This window comes from Pseudoalteromonas undina, from assembly GCF_000238275.3.
GTDB lineage: Bacteria > Pseudomonadota > Gammaproteobacteria > Enterobacterales > Alteromonadaceae > Pseudoalteromonas > Pseudoalteromonas undina.
The window spans coordinates 473,890-493,499 of record NZ_AHCF03000002.1; the positions used below are offsets into that span (position 1 = coordinate 473,890).

Here is a 19,610-nt window from a genome sequence, read left to right on the forward strand (position 1 = left end):
AAGTGGCACTTATAGTTCAAAAATTTGGCGGCACTTCGGTAGGCTCAATAGAGCGTATTGAAGCGGTCGCCGACCTTGTTGTTAAAACTAAGCAACAAGGCCACCAAGTGGTGGTGGTGCTTTCGGCAATGTCGGGAGAAACCAATCGCTTAATTAATCTTGCCAAACAAATCGACTCTCGCCCGAGTAGTCGTGAACTCGATGTATTACTCAGTACCGGTGAACAAGTCTCTATAGCTTTATTAGCGATGGCTATTATTAAACGCGGCCATTCTGCGGTAAGCTTGTTAGCCGATCAGGTGAATATATTAACCGATAACATGTTCGGTAAAGCCCGTGTAGAAGACGTGGCTGCAACGCGTTTAAAACATGAACTTGAACATAACCGTATTGCTATTATTGCCGGCTTTCAGGGGCGCGATATTGAGGGCAACGTGACTACGCTTGGGCGTGGTGGCACCGATACCTCTGCGGTTGAAATAGCGGGTGCAATAAAAGCGGATGAATGTCAGATCTATACTGATGTTGATGGCGTATATACAACAGATCCTCGTATTGAACCTAATGCACGACGTTTAAGCCATGTAACCTTTGCCGAAATGCTTGAGCTGGCTAGTTTAGGTGCTAAAGTGCTACATATTCGCTCTGTAGAGTCGGCTGGTAAGCACAATGTACCATTAAGAGTGTTATCTAGCTTTAAACCTGATGAAGGTACATTAATTAGTTTTGAGGAGAGCGATGTGGCGAGTAACGTTGTGTCGGGTATTGCATTTAATCGAGACGAGTGTTTGATTAAGGTACATGGAGTACCGCAAGGCACTAAAGAGCTTGCAAAAATTTTGAAACTTTTTGCAGATAATGGCATCGAAATAGATATGATTAATCAAATTAATCATAAAGTTGAAAAAGTCGACTATGCTTTTACTGTGCATTTAAATGATTATTTAAACGCACTTGATTTGTTAACGGCTGAGCAACAGCAATTTGACGCACAGGCAATTGACGGATTAACTAATGTGGCGAAAGTGTCAGCTGTAGGTATGGGGATGAAATCTCATTCTGGGGTAGCGAGTTTATTTTTTGATTCGTTAGCACAAGAGAACATTGATGTGATGTTTGTTTCAACCTCAGAGATAAAGATTTCAGTTTTAATAGATGAAAAATACCTCGAGCTGGCTGTTCGTGCATTACATAAGACATTTTTAACAGAAAATGAATAGATTGAGAGTTTTTACTTACTTTTTAGTCTAATTTTAATTAAAATGTGTGTGCGGAATCTTATAATTTTATTGGAACATGGGAGCAAGAGAATGCTAATACTAACTCGTAGAGTAGGCGAGACCCTGATGATTGGTGACGAAGTAACCGTTACTGTTCTGGGTGTTAAAGGAAATCAAGTTCGTATCGGTGTTAACGCACCTAAAGACGTATCAGTTCATCGTGAAGAAATTTACATGCGCATACAAGCTGAAAAGTCTAACCCTAATCCGGGCAATGCTTAATCAACATAGTATAAAATGTGCTAGTTAATAACTATGACATTTGTAAAAGCCACTCATTGAGTGGCTTTTTTGTGTATAAAATCAATCGTTTCTTCGTCGAGTATTGCCTTAGAAATGTATTGCATACCGCTTTTACTTTTTAACAATAGGCCGCAATCTGTAGTAATTACTTCATTAATGTCGTGCCAAGCTAACTGGTAATTCTTGTAATGATTGGTTGATTTTATTCCGTCCTCGTCGAAGGTAAGGGTTACTTCAGAGCCTGACGCTCTGCTAAGCATTTGCCTTGTTACCCACCAAGGGCGGCGATAATAAAAAGCAATGCACTCAAGTAAAGCTAACATAAGCAAGAATGTACCAAGGTAATGATCGCCTAAACCATAAATGCCAAATAATCCTAAAACCACAAGTAGCGCCAATAAAAAGTATTTAGGTTGTGCACGCTTACTATAAGGCAGCGATTGGTCGAAGCATTCATAAAAATAAGGTTTATCGAGTTTATAAGTTGTTGTAAAGACCATGTGTTTGCACTTAAAAGCTATTTTTTATTATTTTAGCTTAATGCGAAGCTTAAAAGGGGAAATGACTAGAAACTATTTATATTTTAGGCATAAAAAAACGACCCGTAGGTCGTTTCTTAGCTAAATAAATAATATTAGCAATTTGTCTCTTCGGCATTAACGCCTTCTTTTACTTCTTCACAGGTATCTTCTACCTTGTTTTGAACATCTGTCACGGCTTCGTCAATACGCTCACCGGCTTCTTCTGCATGATTGTCTTCACAACCCATAATAAATGCACTTGCGAATAGACCAATAGCTGCTGCTTTAAGTGTTGATGATTTCATAATGTAATTCCTTGTATATAAATTTAAAAAGAGAGTTCGTTGTTTCTTATCTACCTGGGGCTTTTACCACGTAAAGCGCCAGAGACAAGTGAAATAACCAGTAAAACTAAAAAGATAAAAAATATGATCTTAGCAATTCCTGCTGCGGCTCCTGCAATACCACCAAATCCTAAAACGGCTGCGATTAGTGCGATCACCAAAAATGTAATTGTCCAGCGTAACATTGTCATCTCCTTGATTTATCTAAGTTAAAGTGTTGTTTTTATATAAGCGAGTAATGTGCCAGTATTTTATTTTGTTTTAAATCAATGGTTTATTTCGGTTTTTCGCGATTGGCTTTATATTGAGTTGGTAATTTTTACGATCTTATCGGTAACTTATTCACAGTTGTCTCTGATGAGATAATAAATAGTTGTTGCTGCTCTTTGCTTTGGTAAGACCAATTAACATTTGTTTTGAAGGTTATTAGTGGGTTAGTACAATAGGTTTGTTTTATATGTGTTTTTACAAAGTATTAGTGTTTTTATATATTCTTTGTTTATAACGAACATTTTTAGCATCTATATATCTGGGTTAAATAAGCTATTTTAGGTGGTGTTAACCTTGTTGGTGATATGTTACTTTTAGATTAATTGGTTTTACCAATTTACAACGTGTAGACAAGAGAATAGTTTTTGTTACTATTGGTGAATAGTTATTTAAATAAACCGATTTTTTATGTGTTTGGTTTTAAACAGGGGAGAATTATGGATATAGGGGCTTTACTCACAACTGCAGGCAATTTAATGCTAACAGGCATGGTGGGTGTGTTTGTATTTCTTTCTTTATTGATTGGTGCAGTGACACTCATGTCTAAGCTGGCTAGCAAGTTTTCTCAGCCAGAACTAGAAGCATCACAGAGAACACCATCTTTTAAATCTCAAGGTGTGCCAAATGAGCACATCGCTGCAATTAGTGCTGCCATTGCTCAGTACAAAACAAATAATAATTAGAGGAGCATACCAATGGCTAAATTAAAAATAACAGAACTCGTACTTCGTGACGCACATCAGTCGCTCTTAGCTACCCGCATGCGATTAGACGACATGTTACCTATTGCAAAAAAAATTGATGACGCAGGTTATTGGTCTATAGAATCTTGGGGTGGAGCTACCTTTGATTCATGTATTCGTTATTTAGGTGAAGATCCATGGGAGCGTATTCGCGCGCTTAAAAAAGCGATGCCAAATACACCACAGCAAATGCTACTTCGTGGTCAGAACTTATTGGGATATCGCCATTATGCTGATGATGTGGTTGAGAAGTTTGTTGAGCGCGCTCACAAAAATGGCGTAGACGTATTTCGTATTTTTGATGCCATGAATGATGTACGTAACTTAGAAACTGCCATAAAAGCGGCGGTTAAAGTAGGGGCACATGCACAAGGTACAATTTCTTACACAGTAAGCCCTGTACATACATTAGATATGTGGTTAACACTTGCTAAGCAGCTTGAAGAATTGGGTTGTCATTCAATTTGTATTAAAGATATGGCAGGATTGCTTAAGCCTTACGATGCAGAAGAACTCATTAAAGCGTTAAAAGAAACGGTTTCCATACCTATTGCAATGCAATGCCATGCAACAACGGGTTTAAGCACCGCTACTTATCAAAAAGCGATTGATGCCGGCATTGATATGCTCGACACAGCTGTATCGTCTATGAGTATGACTTATGGTCATTCAGCAACTGAAACAATTGCAGCAATCGTTGAAGGGACCGAGCGTGATACCGGGCTTGATTTAAACCACCTAGAAGAAATTGCCGCTTACTTTAGAGACGTACGTAAAAAGTACGCTGCGTTTGAAGGCAGCTTAAAAGGTGTCGATGGCCGAATTTTATTAGCCCAAGTGCCAGGTGGTATGTTAACTAACATGGAAAACCAGCTTAAAGAGCAAGGTGCTGCTGATAAACTAAACGAAGTGCTACTTGAAATTCCACGAGTACGTGAAGATTTAGGCTTTATTCCACTTGTTACACCTACCTCACAAATTGTTGGTACTCAAGCGGTATTAAATGTACTCACTGGTGAGCGTTATAAAACCATTACCAAAGAAACTGCTGGCGTATTAAAAGGTGAGTATGGTTCAACACCTGCACCAATGAATAAAGAGCTTCAAGAGCGCGTACTTGATGGCAGTGAAGCAATTACCTGTCGCCCTGCAGATATTATTAAACCTGAACTTGAAACTTTAGAAGCTGAGTTAAGCAAGCTTGCGCAGGAGCAAGGGCTAACTTTAGCCGATGAGCAAATTGATGATGTGCTTACCTATGCATTATTTCCACAGATTGGTTTGAAATTTATTAAAAACCGTAACAATCCTGATGCATTTGAGCCTGTTCCTAGCGCTGATGATAACGCCAATAAAGCACCTGAAAAATCAGCGGCAAACAATAAAAGCGTTAAGGCAGAGCAATACAGCGTTAAAGTAGACGGTAAAGTATACGATGTCGTGGTTGCTCAAGGTGGTGAGCTTAAAGAGGTAACGTTAAAAGACTCAGAGCATATTCCACAGTCAGCATCGGTTGCCTCGGGTGAAACTCTAAATGCACCACTGGCCGGTAATATTTTTAAAATTAAAGTAAAACCCGGTCAGGTAGTCAATGAAGGTGATGTGGTAATTATTATGGAAGCCATGAAAATGGAAACCGAAGTACGCGCCATGCATACCGGTACGATTGCTGAGGTGCTTGTTTCTGAGGGCGATTCAGTGTCAACCGGCGATGCAATGATTGCACTAGCTTAAGGAGTAAATAGAGGATGGATGGTATTTTAAACCTCTGGCATGCCACAGGCATTGCTAACTTTACATTTCCTGGGCTGATCATGATTGCCGTTGGTTGTTTGCTATTATTTTTAGCAATTGCCAAAAACTTTGAGCCGTTATTACTACTGCCCATTGGTTTCGGAGCTATTTTAACTAATATTCCAGTAGCTGGTTTATCAGATCCAGGTGGCTTACTTTACTATGTTTATTATGTTGGTATTGATACCGGTATTTTTCCGCTATTAATATTTATGGGAGTGGGGGCCTTAACTGATTTTAGTGCCTTGATTGCCAACCCGCGTATGTTGCTATTAGGTGCGGCAGCGCAGTTTGGTATTTTTGCGACGTTATTTGGCGCTATTTTACTTAACTTTATTCCGGGATTTGAATTTAGCTTACAAGATGCTTCTGCAATTGCGATTATTGGTGGTGCAGATGGGCCAACCGCTATCTTTTTAGCGTCAAAGCTGGCCCCTGATTTACTGGGCGCTATAGCGGTGGCTGCATACTCGTACATGGCGTTGGTTCCTATTATTCAGCCACCTATTATGCGTGCGTTTACAACGCCTGAAGAACGTAAAATTCAAATGCCAGAACTGCGTAAAGTATCTAAAAAGGAAAAAATTATTTTCCCACTGATGGTGCTTACCTTAACTGCTATATTCTTACCTGCGGCAATTCCGCTGGTAGGTATGTTCTGTTTAGGTAACTTAATGCGTGAGTCGGGTGTAGTTGATAGGCTCAGCAACAGTGCGCAAAACGAAATCATTAATATCACCACTATATTTCTAGGACTTGCAGTGGGCTCTAAACTTGCTGCCGAGCAGTTCTTAACAGTAGAAACTATTGGTATTTTGGTACTGGGTGCACTGGCGTTTGCTATTGGTACAGCCTCAGGTGTATTTATGGCTAAAGGCTTAAATAAGATATCAAAAACCCCCATAAACCCATTAATTGGTGCTGCGGGTGTATCCGCTGTGCCTATGGCAGCACGTGTTGTTAATAAGGTTGGGCTTGAAAATAACCCGCATAACTTCTTATTAATGCATGCCATGGGGCCTAATGTTGCAGGGGTGCTTGGTAGTGCTGTTGCGGCAGGTATTTTACTCGCTCTTGTGGGTTAAATATAATTTAGACTCAACCTATTAGCGCAGTTTACTGCGCTTTTTTTTGCATAAAATTCACTGTTTTGACTTAAGCGGTTTCTTGTATAGGGTTTTTTGTTTAAAGTAATCACTCTTCATTTTTTAAAGGGCTGTCAAAATGTTACACACTCCGCTGGCAAAATATCTCCCGAATGTAAGCAAACTTGTTTTTGGCTGTATGGGTTTGGGAGGCGCATGGAATAAAGATGCGATTACCAGTGCGCATTTACAACAAACTCATTCATGCATAGATGCCGCCATTGAAGGCGGAATTAATTTTTTCGATCATGCTGATATTTATACCTTAGGCAAAGCCGAACATGTTTTTGGTCAAGCTCTGGCTGAGCGACCAGAACTTAGAGAGAAAATGTATATTCAGTCTAAGTGTGGTATTCGCTTTGCTGATGATAAAAACCCACAACGTTATGACTTTTCAGCTGATTGGATTGAGCGCTCAGTAGAGGGCTCATTAAAGCGATTAAATACCGAATATTTAGATATACTTATGCTGCATCGCCCAGATCCTTTAATGGAAGTAGAGGAAGTTGCACAAGTATTTAGTTGTTTAAAAGAAAGTGGCAAAGTGCGTCATTTTGCGGTGTCTAATATGTCGCAATATCAAATACGGTTTTTGCAACGCGCTTTAGATATGCCGATTGTGGCAAATCAAATCGAAGCGAGTTTACAAAAACATCAATGGGTTGATGAAGGCGTTTATGTGGGTAATGCCGATGGCAAGGATATTAACTTTACCCCAGGCAATATTGAATATTGCCGTGAGCATGAAATTCAGATTCAAAGTTGGGGCAGTTTATGCCAAGGCTTATACTCTGGTGGTGATTTATCAAAGGCCTCGCCTGCAGATATTAATACCAGTATTTTAGTCAGTAAGCTTGCCATACTTTATGGTACAACAGCAGAAGCTATCGTATTAGCATGGTTGTTGCGCCACCCAGCATCAATTCAACCAATTATTGGCACTACTAATATAGAGCGTATAAAAGCATCCTGTGATGCGGTTAATGTTAACTTAAGTCGTGAGCATTGGTATGAGCTATATATCAGCGCGAAAGGCTGCGCTTTACCATAACCTAGTGTAGGGTGATGATATGAACATATTTGTTATTTTAATTAGCTTAGTCATTGCTTTGGTGATCATTATTCCGTTACTGGAAAAATACCAAAGTAAAATGGGGCTTGAGAGCGCTACTAAATATAGTAAGTATATTTGGCCACTGGTGATGATCTCTTTGGTTGTGCAGCTTATTTATGTACTCGTAAATTAACTCTGAAACTTAGCACCAAGCAGCTTAGATACAATGGGTAATTCGTGAAACTATTCAAATATCTATGCTGGTTGGTATAATCATCACATACAAAAAAGCCTTTGCGGGTTATCCCTGCAAAGGCTTTTTTATTTAATTATTAAACTCTTTATTTAAGTGCCAACTGAAGCTCTCTGTTACGCTCAAGTTGCGCAATAAAGTTATCAGCAATAGGCTTAAACTTAGCAAGCTCTGAGCGTGGTAATGGCTCAGATTTAGGTAGTTTCACAGTTTTGGGATTACGATGAACACCGTTAACTAAAAACTCATAATGTAAATGTGCCCCAGTTACTCGACCTGTTGAGCCTACAGTACCAATTTTCTCACCTTGTTTGATTTTTTGCCCTGTTCTAACTAGGCGTTTGTTAAGGTGCAAGTACTTAGTAACGTATTGTGTACCGTGGCTTATAAATACGTAATTACCGTTATATTTACTGTAGCCCGCTTTGATAACTTTACCATTACCTGATGATACAACAGGCGTGCCTGTACGCGCAGCGTAGTCAATACCTCGGTGTGCTTTTACTTGTCCTGTAACAGGGTGTAAGCGGCGAGGATTAAAGCTTGAGCTAATATATTTAAAGTTAACAGGTGCACGTAAGAAGGCTTTTTTCATACTACGCCCTTCAGGGGTATAAAAATTACCGTCTGTGTGTCGAATTGCTGTGTAACGTTCGCCTTGGTTTATAAATTCTGCGGCAATAATTTTACCGGTGCCAATAAATTCACCGTCAACAAAATGAGATTCATATATTAAGCCAAATTCATCACCTTTACGGATGTCATTTGCAAAATCCACGTCCCAACCAAATATATCGGCAAAGTTCATGATTTGGCGTTCACTTAAACCTGCAGCGATCGCTGACGTCCAAAAACTGCTAGAAATTTCCCCACCGGCGGTTTTGCTCAGTGTTTCTATTTCTTTGCTGTCAATTGAAGTATCGTATTGGCCTTCGTCATTAAGGGTGACATATAAGGTATCTGTTTTAGATATAACGTAACGTAACTGAGCCAACGAACCATCTTTTGCAGTAGCAAAGCTTAGTGTTTCACCTGGATGAATTTTGGTAAGCTTGCGTGTTTCAGCATTTGTGTTAACCAGTTTGTAAAGCGTTTGCGCAGAAAAACCAGCGCGCTTAAAAATGTTCGCTAAATTGTCACCATTTTTAACAAGGTGATCGACAAAATCATATTCTGGAAGTTTTTGCGCTGCATGCTCTGAATTTAAGTCGGTGAGTTTTTCGTTTTCACCTACTTTTATTTGTAATTCGTAACGCTTACCAATTTCTAGCGTGTTCTCGCTATTGTCTTTGGATGCAGTGGCTTTTTCAGAAGGTAAAAAGGCTAAGGCAACAATAGCAGAAACCAAACCTAGAATAAGCATTTTGTGTTTTTTGGGGAGCGTGTTAACCACGTGGACCATAACGTGCCTTTTTCTGCTGTCAAGATAATAAATAGATTATATTGCAGGATATAACGAATAATCTATGAATACTAGTATTTTGTAGATTTAAACTCGCGTTAAATTAAGCTAAAATCATAGGGTATTCAGGCTGTTTGTGTTTAAAGTTGAATAACAGCACTATTTTATATCCTTGGATACTTTGCTTTTTCATCGTAATGTTAAATTAGCTTTTAAAACGATTTAATAGCGAGAAGTGATTAATTTATAAACTGTTTTTTGGGCTTTTATAAACACCTTTAGTGTATTATTAATCGCTCTTTTATATCCCATTTTAGAACGTACGCCCTGCATTTTAGTTGGTGCAGCGATTAGTTAAAAAAGTTGTTCTAATTAAGTGGAAATTTGTTATGTTAGCTAAATAGTTTTATTTGTTTTGTTAAAACGCGCTAGCAATAAATCGTGAGCATATACACCCCCTTCGTTGTCAGAATTTTTTGGAGTAACACACAGTGGATTTACAAACCGCTCTAGCAGAGATAAAACGCGGTGCAGAAGAGATATTAATTGAAGATGAGTTGGTTGAAAAATTAAAGTCGGGGAAAAAGCTAAAAATTAAAGCTGGTTTCGATCCTACGGCTCCAGATTTGCACCTAGGTCACACTGTACTAATTAATAAAATGAAAACCTTTCAAGATTTAGGTCATGAGGTTATTTTCTTAATTGGTGACTTTACCGGTATGATAGGCGATCCAACGGGCAAAAATGTTACCCGTAAGCCACTGACTCGTGATGATGTGCTTGCTAATGCTGAAACCTATAAAGAACAGGTTTTCAAAATTTTAGACCCAGCTAAAACAACTGTTGCTTTTAACTCTACGTGGATGGAGAAGTTGGGCGCGGCTGGAATGATAAAATTGGCAGCACGCCAAACTGTGGCACGCATGCTTGAGCGTGATGACTTTAAAAAGCGCTATGCTGGCGGTCAATCTATCGCAATCCATGAGTTTTTATATCCACTAGTACAGGGTTGGGATTCAGTTGCTCTTGAGTCTGATGTTGAGCTAGGCGGCACCGATCAACGCTTTAACCTATTAATGGGTCGTGAGCTGCAAAAAGATGAAGGTCAAAAACCTCAAACCGTACTAATGATGCCTTTACTTGAAGGGACTGATGGCGTTCAGAAAATGTCAAAGTCACTAGGAAACTACATAGGTATTACTGATACGCCTAGCGACATGTTTGGTAAAATCATGTCAATTAGTGATGTACTAATGTGGCGTTACTATGACTTGCTAAGTAGCCTTTCTATTGAGCAAATTGCAGCGCAAAAACAGCGTGTAGAGCAAGGCACTAACCCTCGCGATATTAAGATTGAATTAGCGAAAGAGTTAATTGCACGTTTCCATAGCGAAGCCGATGCGCAAGCTGCTCATGATGACTTTATTCAGCGTTTTCAGAAAAAAGCACTACCTGATGAAATTCCAGAGCTGACAGTTAACATTGATGAAGACACTATTCTAATTGCTAACTTGCTAAAAGAAGCTGGCTTAGTGGCGAGTACTTCAGAGGCCATGCGTATGATCAAACAAGGTGCAGTAAAGCTTAACGGCGAAGAAAAAATTACCGATACCAAATTGGAAGTAGCAAAAGGAACAACCGCTATTTACCAAGTAGGTAAACGTAAGTTTGCAAATATTACTGTAGCCTAAAGCTACATAGAGTATAAAAACCAGCTTCGGCTGGTTTTTTTATAACTGATCAAAAAGTTAGAACAGCCCTAATAATTTCAACGCTAATAATAATTAGTAGCCAAAAAAAACGGGCTTGATTTAGGGTATTGAGTAGCTTTGGCACATCATCAGCACTTGGCAAGCGTTCTACACCGACCCGCATTTTATTGAAACGCTGCTCAATATAAATAGCAGGCCCACCAAGTTGCACACCTAAAGATGCAGAGCACACACTTAATAACCAACCTGTATTTTTTTGATAAAAATGTCGGCCATAGTGCTTAATATAATGCATGCTTTTTTTACTGGCTTTAAGTGAAGCTATTGTCAGCGCGAGTAACCGAATGGGAATGTATTCAATAATAAAAAGAATCAGTTTAAGCGGCGTCAAAAAAGAACTGTCGGGAGCTATATCAGTGCGCCATGCTTGTTGGATTAAGGTAAGCAAGCGGTAGGCGAGAGTAGCAATGGGGCCCACTAGTAAAAAAATGAAAATTACCACAAAATAATGACGGGCCGTTCTTAGTATGACACTTTCCATAACCGCTTTAATAATCCCTGGGTTTGAAAGTGCCTTAACTTCACGGGCTACTAGTGGTTTTAATAATTCTCGAGCAGTTGATTTTTGATTTTTTTTGGTCAATTTCGCAATACGTATCGCTTTTTTATTTATGCTACTGCTTTCTAGGCACAAGTATAAAATAAGACCGGATAGTAGTTCAGGGTAAAAGGCAAACTCCAGCAGCAAAACGACAATAATCATAATCACAGTTAGAACAAGTGTGCTTGCTAATGAAGCGGCTAAATAATGATATTGTTTGCTGTCTGTTTTTTTATAAACACGCTGGCCAATTGCCTTAAAAATTGCAGAAAGTATATGGTTAGGGTGATACCAGCTAACTAAAGGTAAAAAGCGCTCAGCTAGGAGCGCACAAATAAATACAATAAAGTCCAAATGATTTTGAACAATATTATTGAGCATTTACAGCGTAACCGCCGTTAACTTTTCTAGTAATGCCACAACCATTTTTGATGAATTAATAGAGGCTGTTTCTAAGTACTCTTCAAATGATTGCGGTGACTCTTTGCCAGCAATATCAGACATTGAGCGAATAACAACAAATGGTGTGTTAAGTGCAAAACACGTTTGTGCAATTGACGCACCTTCCATTTCTACTGCTAGCATTGTAGGGAAGTCATTGCGTGCTTTTTCAATGCGAACAGGGTCACACATAAATGAGTCACCAGTACAAATTAAACCAACAAGCGTTTTTACTTCGCTAATTTGTGCAATTGTTTGCTCGGCGGCTTCTACTAGTTTAGGGTGCGCTGCAAAGCCTGCTGGCATTTGTGGTACTTGGCCAATTTCGTAACCAAATGCGGTTACATCTACATCGTGATGACGAACCTCTGATGAAATCACCACGTCGCCAACGTTAAGCGAAGGATCGAAACCACCGGCAGAGCCTGTGTTAATAACACAATCAGGTTTGAAGTTATCGATAAGTAAAGTGGTTGCAATAGTTGAAGCGACTTTACCAATGCCTGATTGCACTAAAGTAACAGTATTACCTGCAAGCTCACCAGTATAAAACGTAAAGCCTGCTTTGGTTAAAACCTGTGGATTTTGCATCGCTTCGCGCAAAATTTTAACTTCTGGCTCCATGGCGCCAATAATACCAACATTCATAATGTTAAATTCCTAAATTTGAATAGGCTGATTATACGTGAAGTCTGCTATAAAAAACAAAAAAGCGAGTCATTTAAAATGCTCGCTTTAATACATCGCTTTAACTCAGTAGTTATATTTCAGCAAGGGCAGTTGAATGTGCTTTTGCTTGAGAAGGTGATAATACCGCAGGCTTATGGACTCTAGTACGAGTCGGGCGCGAAGATTGTGATTTAGCAGGTTTGCCTAATTTAAACATAATGGCATCGCGAACTTCACTCGGGCGGTAGCCTGATTTCACTTTCATACGAATATGTGGAATGCCAGCGGCTTCTAATGCACCGTTAACAAACCAATCACGTTGTGCTTTGTGCCCATCTTTGTTGGCATTATTAACTAAGTCAACTGCTGCCACTATGGTCATTTTTTCTTTGTCGACTAGTACAAAGTCGAGCTGTTTATTTTTTGCTTTAGCCAATGCAGCACGTTTAGATTTGACAGATAGACCTTGTTTGCAGTCAATCACATCGATTAGTTTAACGCGACTAACAATTTTATATTGATCGCCAACAGCGCGTTCTAATAAGCCTAGAAACGCCCCTTCTACTTGGGTAAATACACTTTGCTTACGAGTAAAAGGATAAGGGTTTCCGCCGTCATCATTAAATTTTGACGCAACCACAGATGCCCCAACAACTAGCACTAATATTAATAATAAAGCGAATTCCATACGGTAACTCCATAACAACAAATTGACACTGCTTTTCTAAAGCAATTTATGTGCCCAAATAGTTGTTATGGCTATTTTATTAACGAATGGGGATGAGCGCTATTATGCTTTATAACCGCCTTCAATACCTTTTACGGCAATAGCGACGGCATCATGAGCATGTAAAGACTCATAATGGTTTATTTGCAGGAAGTAATCGCTAAATTCTTTTGACTCTAACGTCGTTTTAATTTTTCGTGCTGCGTCTTCACAAAACATCAGGTTTTGACCATTTAAACGGGCAAACTCTTGTTCGTCTTCACGTTTTACCGCAGCTTGTACTGGTGTTTTAAGCTCATCTTCTAGTAAGTTTATTAAGTTAACTACATCAAACTCTTGAATGTTTTGATCTAGCTTTACTTTAACATTAGCAATAGAGCGCTGTGAGTGCGGGGTTGCTACAATGCCTTGAGTTGTTCCAAGCCACTCTAAAACCTCAGATTGAGTTAGTGTTTCTTGAGCAAACTTTTCGCTAAACGCATTTTGGATAAGTTGACGAGCAAGGGCTGCAGAGCAGGGGCAGGTTGATGAGTAAGTAACATCAACACTGAGTTCAAAACTAATGACGCCTTGATTTATGGTACTGGTAAGTACAACTGGGTAGCTTTTCCAGCCGGCTTTGCCACTAAGTAATGATTTACGGCGCAGTGGTAATTCAAATTTAAATTCGATTTGTGCTTTATCGCTTAAGCCTTCATGGCTGGTGATAAAGGTATCTAATGCTTGTGCTAAGGTGTGCGGGTTGACCTGCTGCTCAGTTGAGAGGTGATCAAGTGCTAAAAACAGACGCGACATGTGGATGCCTTTGGCGTCTTCTTGGTGTAAATTAACAAAAGCGCGTGCTTTTGCATTAACGGTAACTGGAGCTAAATCAAGAGATTCAAAAATAAAAGGCAGCTCTATATCGCCCATTCCTACCCAGTCTAATTTACCTGTTTGTAATGCGGCAGCCGTGTTAGCAATATCTGGCATAGTCGTTTGCATGATACGTTACTCGTTATTTGCAATATTTAAAACGTCACATTTTACACTAAATAAAGAGTTGCTGAAATGCGGCAAATAACGCCAAACATGAAATTTTGTTGTTTTTATCGCACAACATGAAAATCGCTGATAGAAAATGCTAAAATTAGCCTTTAATCATACTTACTTAAGCATTTAGCTAAGAGAAACACTGATATATGACAGATTCTTCTTTGAACCCGTGGGTTCGAGTTCTTTCCAGTTCAATAACTCGTTTTGGTGAGTTTAAAACTGCAGCTATTTGCTATGCATTATTACTGACAGTATCGCTGGTTTTGTCGAGTATGTTTTACTATGTTGCCATTGGGGAAGTGAACTTAGTTGATATATTGGCTGTAGTATTTTTTACCTCAGTTGTTTCCCCTCTGGTGATTAGCGTACTGCTTAACTCTATTCGGCAACTTGATGCCTCTTATGCCTATTTAGATAGTGCCACAAAACAAGAAAAGCTTTTAAATCAAACTCTCAAAGACAATATTAATCGTTTAAACATTGAAATTGATGAACGTAAAATGGCCTTTCATGCTAAGCATAGAGCAATAGAAGAGCTTAGACGTGAAATTGCAGAGCGTAAAAAAACGCAACAAGAACTCGCGCAACAAGGCATGTTATTACGCTCCATTGTAGACTCCTCACCAGATTTATTTTATTACCGCGATAACAACGGGGTGTTTGCCGGTTGTAATAAAATGTTTGAAGAGGTGATGGGCAAAACCAGTGGCGAATTAATTGGCAAAGCCGCAGAAGAAATATTTCCAAGCCACTTTTTATCAGAAGTATTAAGAACCGATGAGCAGGTTGAACGCACTCATCAAGGTTTAACTATTGATGTAGAGTATTCTGTAAATGGTGAAATAAGATGGTTTGAACTGAGAAAACTCCCCTTTATAAATGAGCAGGGCGATTACATTGGTCTACTAGCCTTTGGCCGTGATATTACCAGCCGTAAAGAAGCCGCGCAGGCACTGGAAACTGCTTATAAAGATAAAGGGAAATTTATTGCCACATTGAGCCATGAATTACGCACTCCGCTCAATGGTATCGTCGGTTTAACCCGAATGCTATTGGATACTGAACTTAATAAACAGCAGCGTAGCTGGTGTAATACAGTGTTTTCAAGCGCCGAAACGCTGGGTAATATATTTAACGATATTATAGATTTAGATAAAATTGACCGTGAGCAACTCGATATTGCCGCTAACGAAATTAATGTGTCTGACTTTATCAATGATGTGGTTAACTTTGCAGGCCTTATTGCGGAGCAAAAAGAACTTTCTTTTGAAGTAAAACGCTCTGGAATGCTTGATATATACGCTTTACTTGATCCTACACGTTTACGCCAAGTAGTATGGAACTTAATTAATAATGCGGTTAAATTTACCCAGCACGGTAGTGTCACCTTAGATTGTGCAAGAGAAAACCGCGAAGATGGCCCATGGCTTATTATAAAAATACTCGATACCGGTGAAGGGATTCCGCAAGAACAACTTACCCGTATTTTTGATATGTACTACAAAGCGCCCGACCTTAAAGGGACCAATGCGATTGGTTCAGGTATTGGCTTAGCCGTAACAAAAGCGTTAGTAAGTGCTATGAAAGGCATTATAACTGTTAGTAGTACTCCCGGAGAGGGAAGTTGCTTTACCGTTCAAATTCCGCTGAATTTATGTAGTGCTCCTACCGAACATAGTTATGTAGGGCGTAGCTTATATATTTTATTAGTGGAAGATGTGCCACTTAATGCTGAAATTGCAACTAACCTATTAGAACAACGTGGACATGAAGTACTGTGGGCTGAAACGGGAGAAGATGCTTTATCGTTTGTAGAAACCGAAGATGACCTAGATTTAGTATTACTTGATATGCAGTTGCCTGATATTAATGGTGATGAAGTAGCAAGACAAATTCGCGCACAAAGCCATTTTGACCCGCTTCCTATTGTGGCACTTACCGCCAATGTTCGCAGTGCTGAAGAGGAGCTTGAGGGGATTTCTATTCAAGGGGCGTTAGCTAAACCGATAAACACCAGTAAGTTAGATAATATGCTCGCTGAACTCTTTGGCATTCAACAAGCGCAAGTTGAGGCTCCTCAACGAGTAGTTAATCAAGAGTTATTAAATCAAATTAATACTGACTTGCTAGATGTTGAAACCATTGAAGACTTTGTAAACTCGATGGGCGTTGAAGTATTTAAACGTAGTAGTCAGTTGTTTGCAAAGCTAAATCCGCAATATCAACAAGAACTATTAGGATCATTAAAAGCAGCAGACAGAGAAGAGTACAAATCCGTTGCGCATAAGTTAAAAGGTGCCGCTGGGTCGGTTGGTCTGAATGATGTGCAGTTGCATGCAAAGCAAATGGAACATGGTGCGCTGGAACAAAGTGATGAAGTATTAACAGTCTGGCTTGATGAATTAGCAGACAAAATAAATGAAGGACAACGGGCCCTTCATTTATTTTTACAGCAATTAGAGTAAAAACTAATTAGCTGTCGATTTTACCAATGAAGCGGTAACCTTCACCATGAATGGTGCTGATTAACTCAGACGTTGAGTTGTCGCTTTCAAAGTGCTTACGGATACGACGAATGGTAACATCAACTGTACGGTCGTTAGCGCGAAGCTCACGGCCAGTCATGTGCTTAATTAGTTGCTCACGGCTGAATATACGACCTGGAGAGTCAAGCATTAAACGCAGTGCTCTGTACTCGCCTTTAGGTAGGCGTTTTGCATCTCCATTTGGAGAAGTAAGGCAACGACTGTTTTCGTCAAGTTCCCAACCGTTAAAGGTGATAACGCCATTGGTTTCAATAGCTGATTCTTCACCACCTAATGCAGTACGCGTAATTAAGTTACGTGCACGAATAGTTAATTCTCGTGGGTTGAAAGGCTTAGTAATATAGTCATCAGCACCAATTTCAAGACCTAAAATACGGTCTACATCGTTGTCACGGCCTGTTAAGAAAATAAGACCAACTTTACGTTTTTGGCGTAACTCGCGAGCTAAAATAAGCCCGTTTTTACCTGGCAGGTTGATGTCCATAACTACAAGATTGACGTCATCGTTATTTGTAAGCTTATCATGCATATCATCGCCATCAATGGCTTCAATAACTTTGTAACCTTCAGCTTCAAATAAACTAACGAGGTTTAGTCTAGTTACGTCTTCATCCTCTACGATCAGAATGACTGGCGTTTGCATCTTTAATTAACCTTTTTGGAGTGTGTTTTATTTATAAAATCGGCGTGATCATCAGAGCCGACTACTAGAATTATAGGATTATATCTAAATGTTAACAAGTAAAAACAGATTAGATATAAACAGCTGCGCGCCCAAACCTACTATGACGTATTATTAAAAACCGCGGCTTAATTGATACTTAACGTTGGATGTATAATTTGAATTATAGAGTCGAAGCCATTTCCCTTTAATAATTGATACATCCATCAACCACCTAAAGATACTTAAAATAATCAGACTAATTCAAAACGGAATTATATCACTTTCCAACTTTTCATCAATGTATGTGATATGTTAAACACAATTAAGTTCATTAATTGTGTGGAAATACAGCATTAATGATACAACTGTTTAGTTGGCTATGTATTAGTATGGTCATAAAGTTGTAATTCAAGAGGGGAATAAGAGTTATTTCGCTTTTTAAAAAAGTGTAATAATAAATCGGGCCCCTTGCTGATACTCGGTATCTAACACAATTTCCCCAGCTAAAGCTTGAGTCACTAAATTGTAAACTAAATGCATTCCTAAGCCACTAGCTCCTTGGCCGCGCTTTGACGTTACAAATGGGTCAAATATTTTTGCTCGTATATTGCTTTCAACACCTAGGCCGTTATCTGTGTAGGTAATTTGTGTTTTTGTTTCTGTTGCTACAATATCAATCTGCACTTCATTGTCACCGCCAGCTATAAATCCGTGTAACAGGGAATTTAAAATTAACTGATGAAAAACTTGCTGCAGTGGTCCTTTTTTACTTTCGACGGTTAAATCTGATGGACAATTTATAAGGACTTTAGGGTTTTTAATTTTTAGTTCTTGCCCCATAGACAGTAGAGTATCACTAATTAATTGTTGTATATTAACAGTGCTGGTTATTTCATCATCTTTGATCACTGCAACTTTTTTAAAGTTAGAAATGAGCTCTGCAACGCGGTTTAAGCTGCTATATATTAAGTCTAAGTTTTCGATACCATCGTTAGTAAATTGTTCAAATTGACTCGCAGTTAGTGATTTATTATGAAATTTAACCTGCAGTTCCGCGAGTTTATCCCGCAATAGAGTAGAGCCTGTAATACCAAGTCCAATCGGTGTATTTACCTCATGGGCAACCCCTGCCACCATTTGCCCCAATGAAGCCATTTTTTTGTTTTCGACAATTTGAGTTTGGTATTGGTGCATCTTTTCCAGAGTGGATAACAGCTCTTTATTAGCCTCTCTGAGTGCGATAGTGCGTTGACTTACCTTCTCTTCAAGGTTTGAGTTTAGCTGCTTAATTTCTTGTTTATCTTCTTCATGGCGCTCTATTTGCCTTTGTGTACGTGCAAGCATTACATTTAAACTATTAGAAAGCCGAGTTATTTCAGTTAGGTTCGTTAAAGGCGCACGTGCATAATAATTATGTTTTTTAGCTATGTTTTGCAACAACAAGCTTAAGTTTTCTATTGGACTGGCTATCCTTTTTTGTAGCCTTAAAATAATCAAAGAAATAAAAATAAGTATTAAAGCCATAATAACGATATCGATTATAATCTTTTTAGTTATTAGCTGATTTAAGTTATCTAAGCTGCCTCTAATATATACATAGCCGAGCAGCTGTTCATTATTGAGTATTGGGGTAATGTACTCAATATACTCGTCACTAACCTGTGGTTCAGAAAAATCATTAATATTATCTGTTTTAATGGGGACTGGTGGTGATTTTCGGGCATTAAAGCTGGTAAAGAAGACTGGCTTATTAGATTGCTCATCTAAGGCATAAATATGTAAATTTGTGACGGATGATACTTGTTGAAGCAGCTTTAAGCGCCTTTCTTCTGCAGGCCTATTTTTATTTAGCAATGAGGGCATCGCGTCGAATGCAATGATCTCTGATACCAACACAAGTTTGCTAATGAGCTGTTTTTTTTGCTCTTGCGCACTTAAATAGGTAGAAATTGAAAGCGATAATAACAAACAGATAGCTGTTATAAGCATGATGGTTTTAAACAATATGCTACGAATGCTATTTTGCTCTACAGTTTTGGGCATTGCGAGAAGGTCATCCGTGTCAATTGTGAGTCTAATGATAATAGTTTAGCAAAAACAGAAAAAAGTGAATTAAAAAGATTAGCTTAATTACACTTTTTATTTTTAGCTAATCTACTTATGAAA

Annotated in this window: 19 protein-coding genes; 9 read left to right on the forward strand and 10 right to left on the reverse strand. The window is 38.9% G+C overall.

Annotated elements, in window-relative coordinates; translation table 11 throughout:
• The first annotated feature begins 2 nt into the window (after positions 1-2).
• A complete protein-coding gene (locus PUND_RS02805; protein ID WP_010390808.1) occupies positions 3-1,220 on the forward strand; it encodes an aspartate kinase in 1,218 nt (405 codons plus the stop codon).
• A 90-nt stretch (positions 1,221-1,310) separates the two neighbouring features.
• Entirely contained in the window at positions 1,311-1,502 is a 192-nt protein-coding gene (csrA, locus tag PUND_RS02810; protein WP_004587515.1) for a carbon storage regulator CsrA, read from the forward strand.
• Between the two features lie 53 nt (positions 1,503-1,555).
• On the opposite strand, the gene PUND_RS02815 is transcribed toward csrA, so the two are convergent.
• The 3 genes from PUND_RS02815 to PUND_RS02825 form a co-directional block, all read right to left on the reverse strand.
• Positions 1,556-2,023, reverse strand: a complete 468-nt coding sequence (locus PUND_RS02815) for a YcxB family protein (protein ID WP_010390812.1) — start codon at positions 2,021-2,023, stop codon at positions 1,556-1,558.
• Positions 2,024-2,157: 134 nt separating this feature from the next.
• Positions 2,158-2,349, reverse strand: a complete 192-nt coding sequence (locus PUND_RS02820; RefSeq protein WP_008115136.1) for a hypothetical protein — start codon at positions 2,347-2,349, stop codon at positions 2,158-2,160.
• 50 nt (positions 2,350-2,399) lie between these two features.
• Complete coding sequence (locus tag PUND_RS02825; RefSeq protein ID WP_002961939.1) at positions 2,400-2,573, reverse strand: DUF1328 domain-containing protein; 174 nt, start codon at positions 2,571-2,573, stop codon at positions 2,400-2,402.
• Between the two features lie 522 nt (positions 2,574-3,095).
• Here PUND_RS02825 and PUND_RS02830 point away from each other — a divergent pair.
• The 5 genes from PUND_RS02830 to PUND_RS02850 all read left to right on the forward strand — a co-directional run bounded on the left by PUND_RS02830 (position 3,096) and on the right by PUND_RS02850 (position 7,587).
• Entirely contained in the window at positions 3,096-3,341 is a 246-nt protein-coding gene (locus tag PUND_RS02830; RefSeq protein ID WP_010390814.1) for an OadG family protein, read from the forward strand.
• Between the two features lie 12 nt (positions 3,342-3,353).
• Positions 3,354-5,135, forward strand: coding sequence for a sodium-extruding oxaloacetate decarboxylase subunit alpha (gene oadA, locus PUND_RS02835; protein WP_010390815.1), 1,782 nt, complete (start codon positions 3,354-3,356; stop codon positions 5,133-5,135).
• Positions 5,136-5,149: 14 nt separating this feature from the next.
• Entirely contained in the window at positions 5,150-6,280 is a 1,131-nt protein-coding gene (locus tag PUND_RS02840) for a sodium ion-translocating decarboxylase subunit beta (RefSeq protein WP_008115142.1), read from the forward strand.
• Between the two features lie 139 nt (positions 6,281-6,419).
• On the forward strand, positions 6,420-7,391 hold the full coding sequence (locus tag PUND_RS02845; protein ID WP_010390816.1) for an aldo/keto reductase: 972 nt from the start codon (positions 6,420-6,422) through the stop codon (positions 7,389-7,391).
• 19 nt (positions 7,392-7,410) lie between these two features.
• On the forward strand, positions 7,411-7,587 hold the full coding sequence (locus PUND_RS02850) for a hypothetical protein (RefSeq protein ID WP_010390817.1): 177 nt from the start codon (positions 7,411-7,413) through the stop codon (positions 7,585-7,587).
• A 148-nt stretch (positions 7,588-7,735) separates the two neighbouring features.
• Here PUND_RS02850 and PUND_RS02855 read toward each other — a convergent pair whose 3' ends face one another.
• The gene (locus tag PUND_RS02855) at positions 7,736-9,049 is read right to left on the reverse strand and encodes a peptidoglycan DD-metalloendopeptidase family protein (RefSeq protein ID WP_010390821.1); all 1,314 of its coding nucleotides are present in this window, start codon (positions 9,047-9,049) and stop codon (positions 7,736-7,738) included.
• 491 nt (positions 9,050-9,540) lie between these two features.
• Between PUND_RS02855 and tyrS the strand changes: the two genes are divergently transcribed.
• A complete protein-coding gene (tyrS, locus tag PUND_RS02860) occupies positions 9,541-10,740 on the forward strand; it encodes a tyrosine--tRNA ligase (RefSeq protein WP_010390824.1) in 1,200 nt (399 codons plus the stop codon).
• Positions 10,741-10,789: 49 nt separating this feature from the next.
• Here the strand turns inward: tyrS and PUND_RS02865 are convergent, their stop codons facing one another.
• The 4 genes from PUND_RS02865 to folE2 form a co-directional block, all read right to left on the reverse strand.
• Positions 10,790-11,743 (reverse strand): cobalamin biosynthesis protein CobD/CbiB, encoded by a 954-nt coding sequence (locus PUND_RS02865; RefSeq protein ID WP_010390827.1) that lies wholly within the window; start codon positions 11,741-11,743, stop codon positions 10,790-10,792.
• Positions 11,744-12,451 (reverse strand): 5'-methylthioadenosine/S-adenosylhomocysteine nucleosidase, encoded by a 708-nt coding sequence (gene mtnN / locus PUND_RS02870; protein WP_010390828.1) that lies wholly within the window; start codon positions 12,449-12,451, stop codon positions 11,744-11,746. It abuts the gene before it with no gap.
• A gap of 112 nt (positions 12,452-12,563) precedes the next feature.
• A complete protein-coding gene (locus tag PUND_RS02875) occupies positions 12,564-13,160 on the reverse strand; it encodes a DUF2726 domain-containing protein (RefSeq protein WP_010390829.1) in 597 nt (198 codons plus the stop codon).
• A 102-nt stretch (positions 13,161-13,262) separates the two neighbouring features.
• Positions 13,263-14,183: a GTP cyclohydrolase FolE2 gene (gene folE2 / locus PUND_RS02880; RefSeq protein ID WP_010390830.1), complete on the reverse strand. Its 921-nt coding sequence runs from the start codon at positions 14,181-14,183 to the stop codon at positions 13,263-13,265.
• 197 nt (positions 14,184-14,380) lie between these two features.
• Between folE2 and arcB the strand changes: the two genes are divergently transcribed.
• Positions 14,381-16,699 carry an aerobic respiration two-component sensor histidine kinase ArcB gene (arcB, locus tag PUND_RS02885; RefSeq protein ID WP_010390831.1) on the forward strand — a complete coding sequence of 773 codons (2,319 nt, stop codon included), beginning with the start codon at positions 14,381-14,383 and terminating at the stop codon, positions 16,697-16,699.
• A gap of 7 nt (positions 16,700-16,706) precedes the next feature.
• Here arcB and arcA read toward each other — a convergent pair whose 3' ends face one another.
• Both arcA and PUND_RS02895 read right to left on the reverse strand, forming a co-directional pair.
• Positions 16,707-17,423: a two-component system response regulator ArcA gene (gene arcA, locus PUND_RS02890; RefSeq protein WP_008110444.1), complete on the reverse strand. Its 717-nt coding sequence runs from the start codon at positions 17,421-17,423 to the stop codon at positions 16,707-16,709.
• Between the two features lie 459 nt (positions 17,424-17,882).
• Positions 17,883-19,487 (reverse strand): ATP-binding protein, encoded by a 1,605-nt coding sequence (locus PUND_RS02895; protein ID WP_010390832.1) that lies wholly within the window; start codon positions 19,485-19,487, stop codon positions 17,883-17,885.
• Between the last annotated feature and the right edge of the window lie 123 nt (positions 19,488-19,610).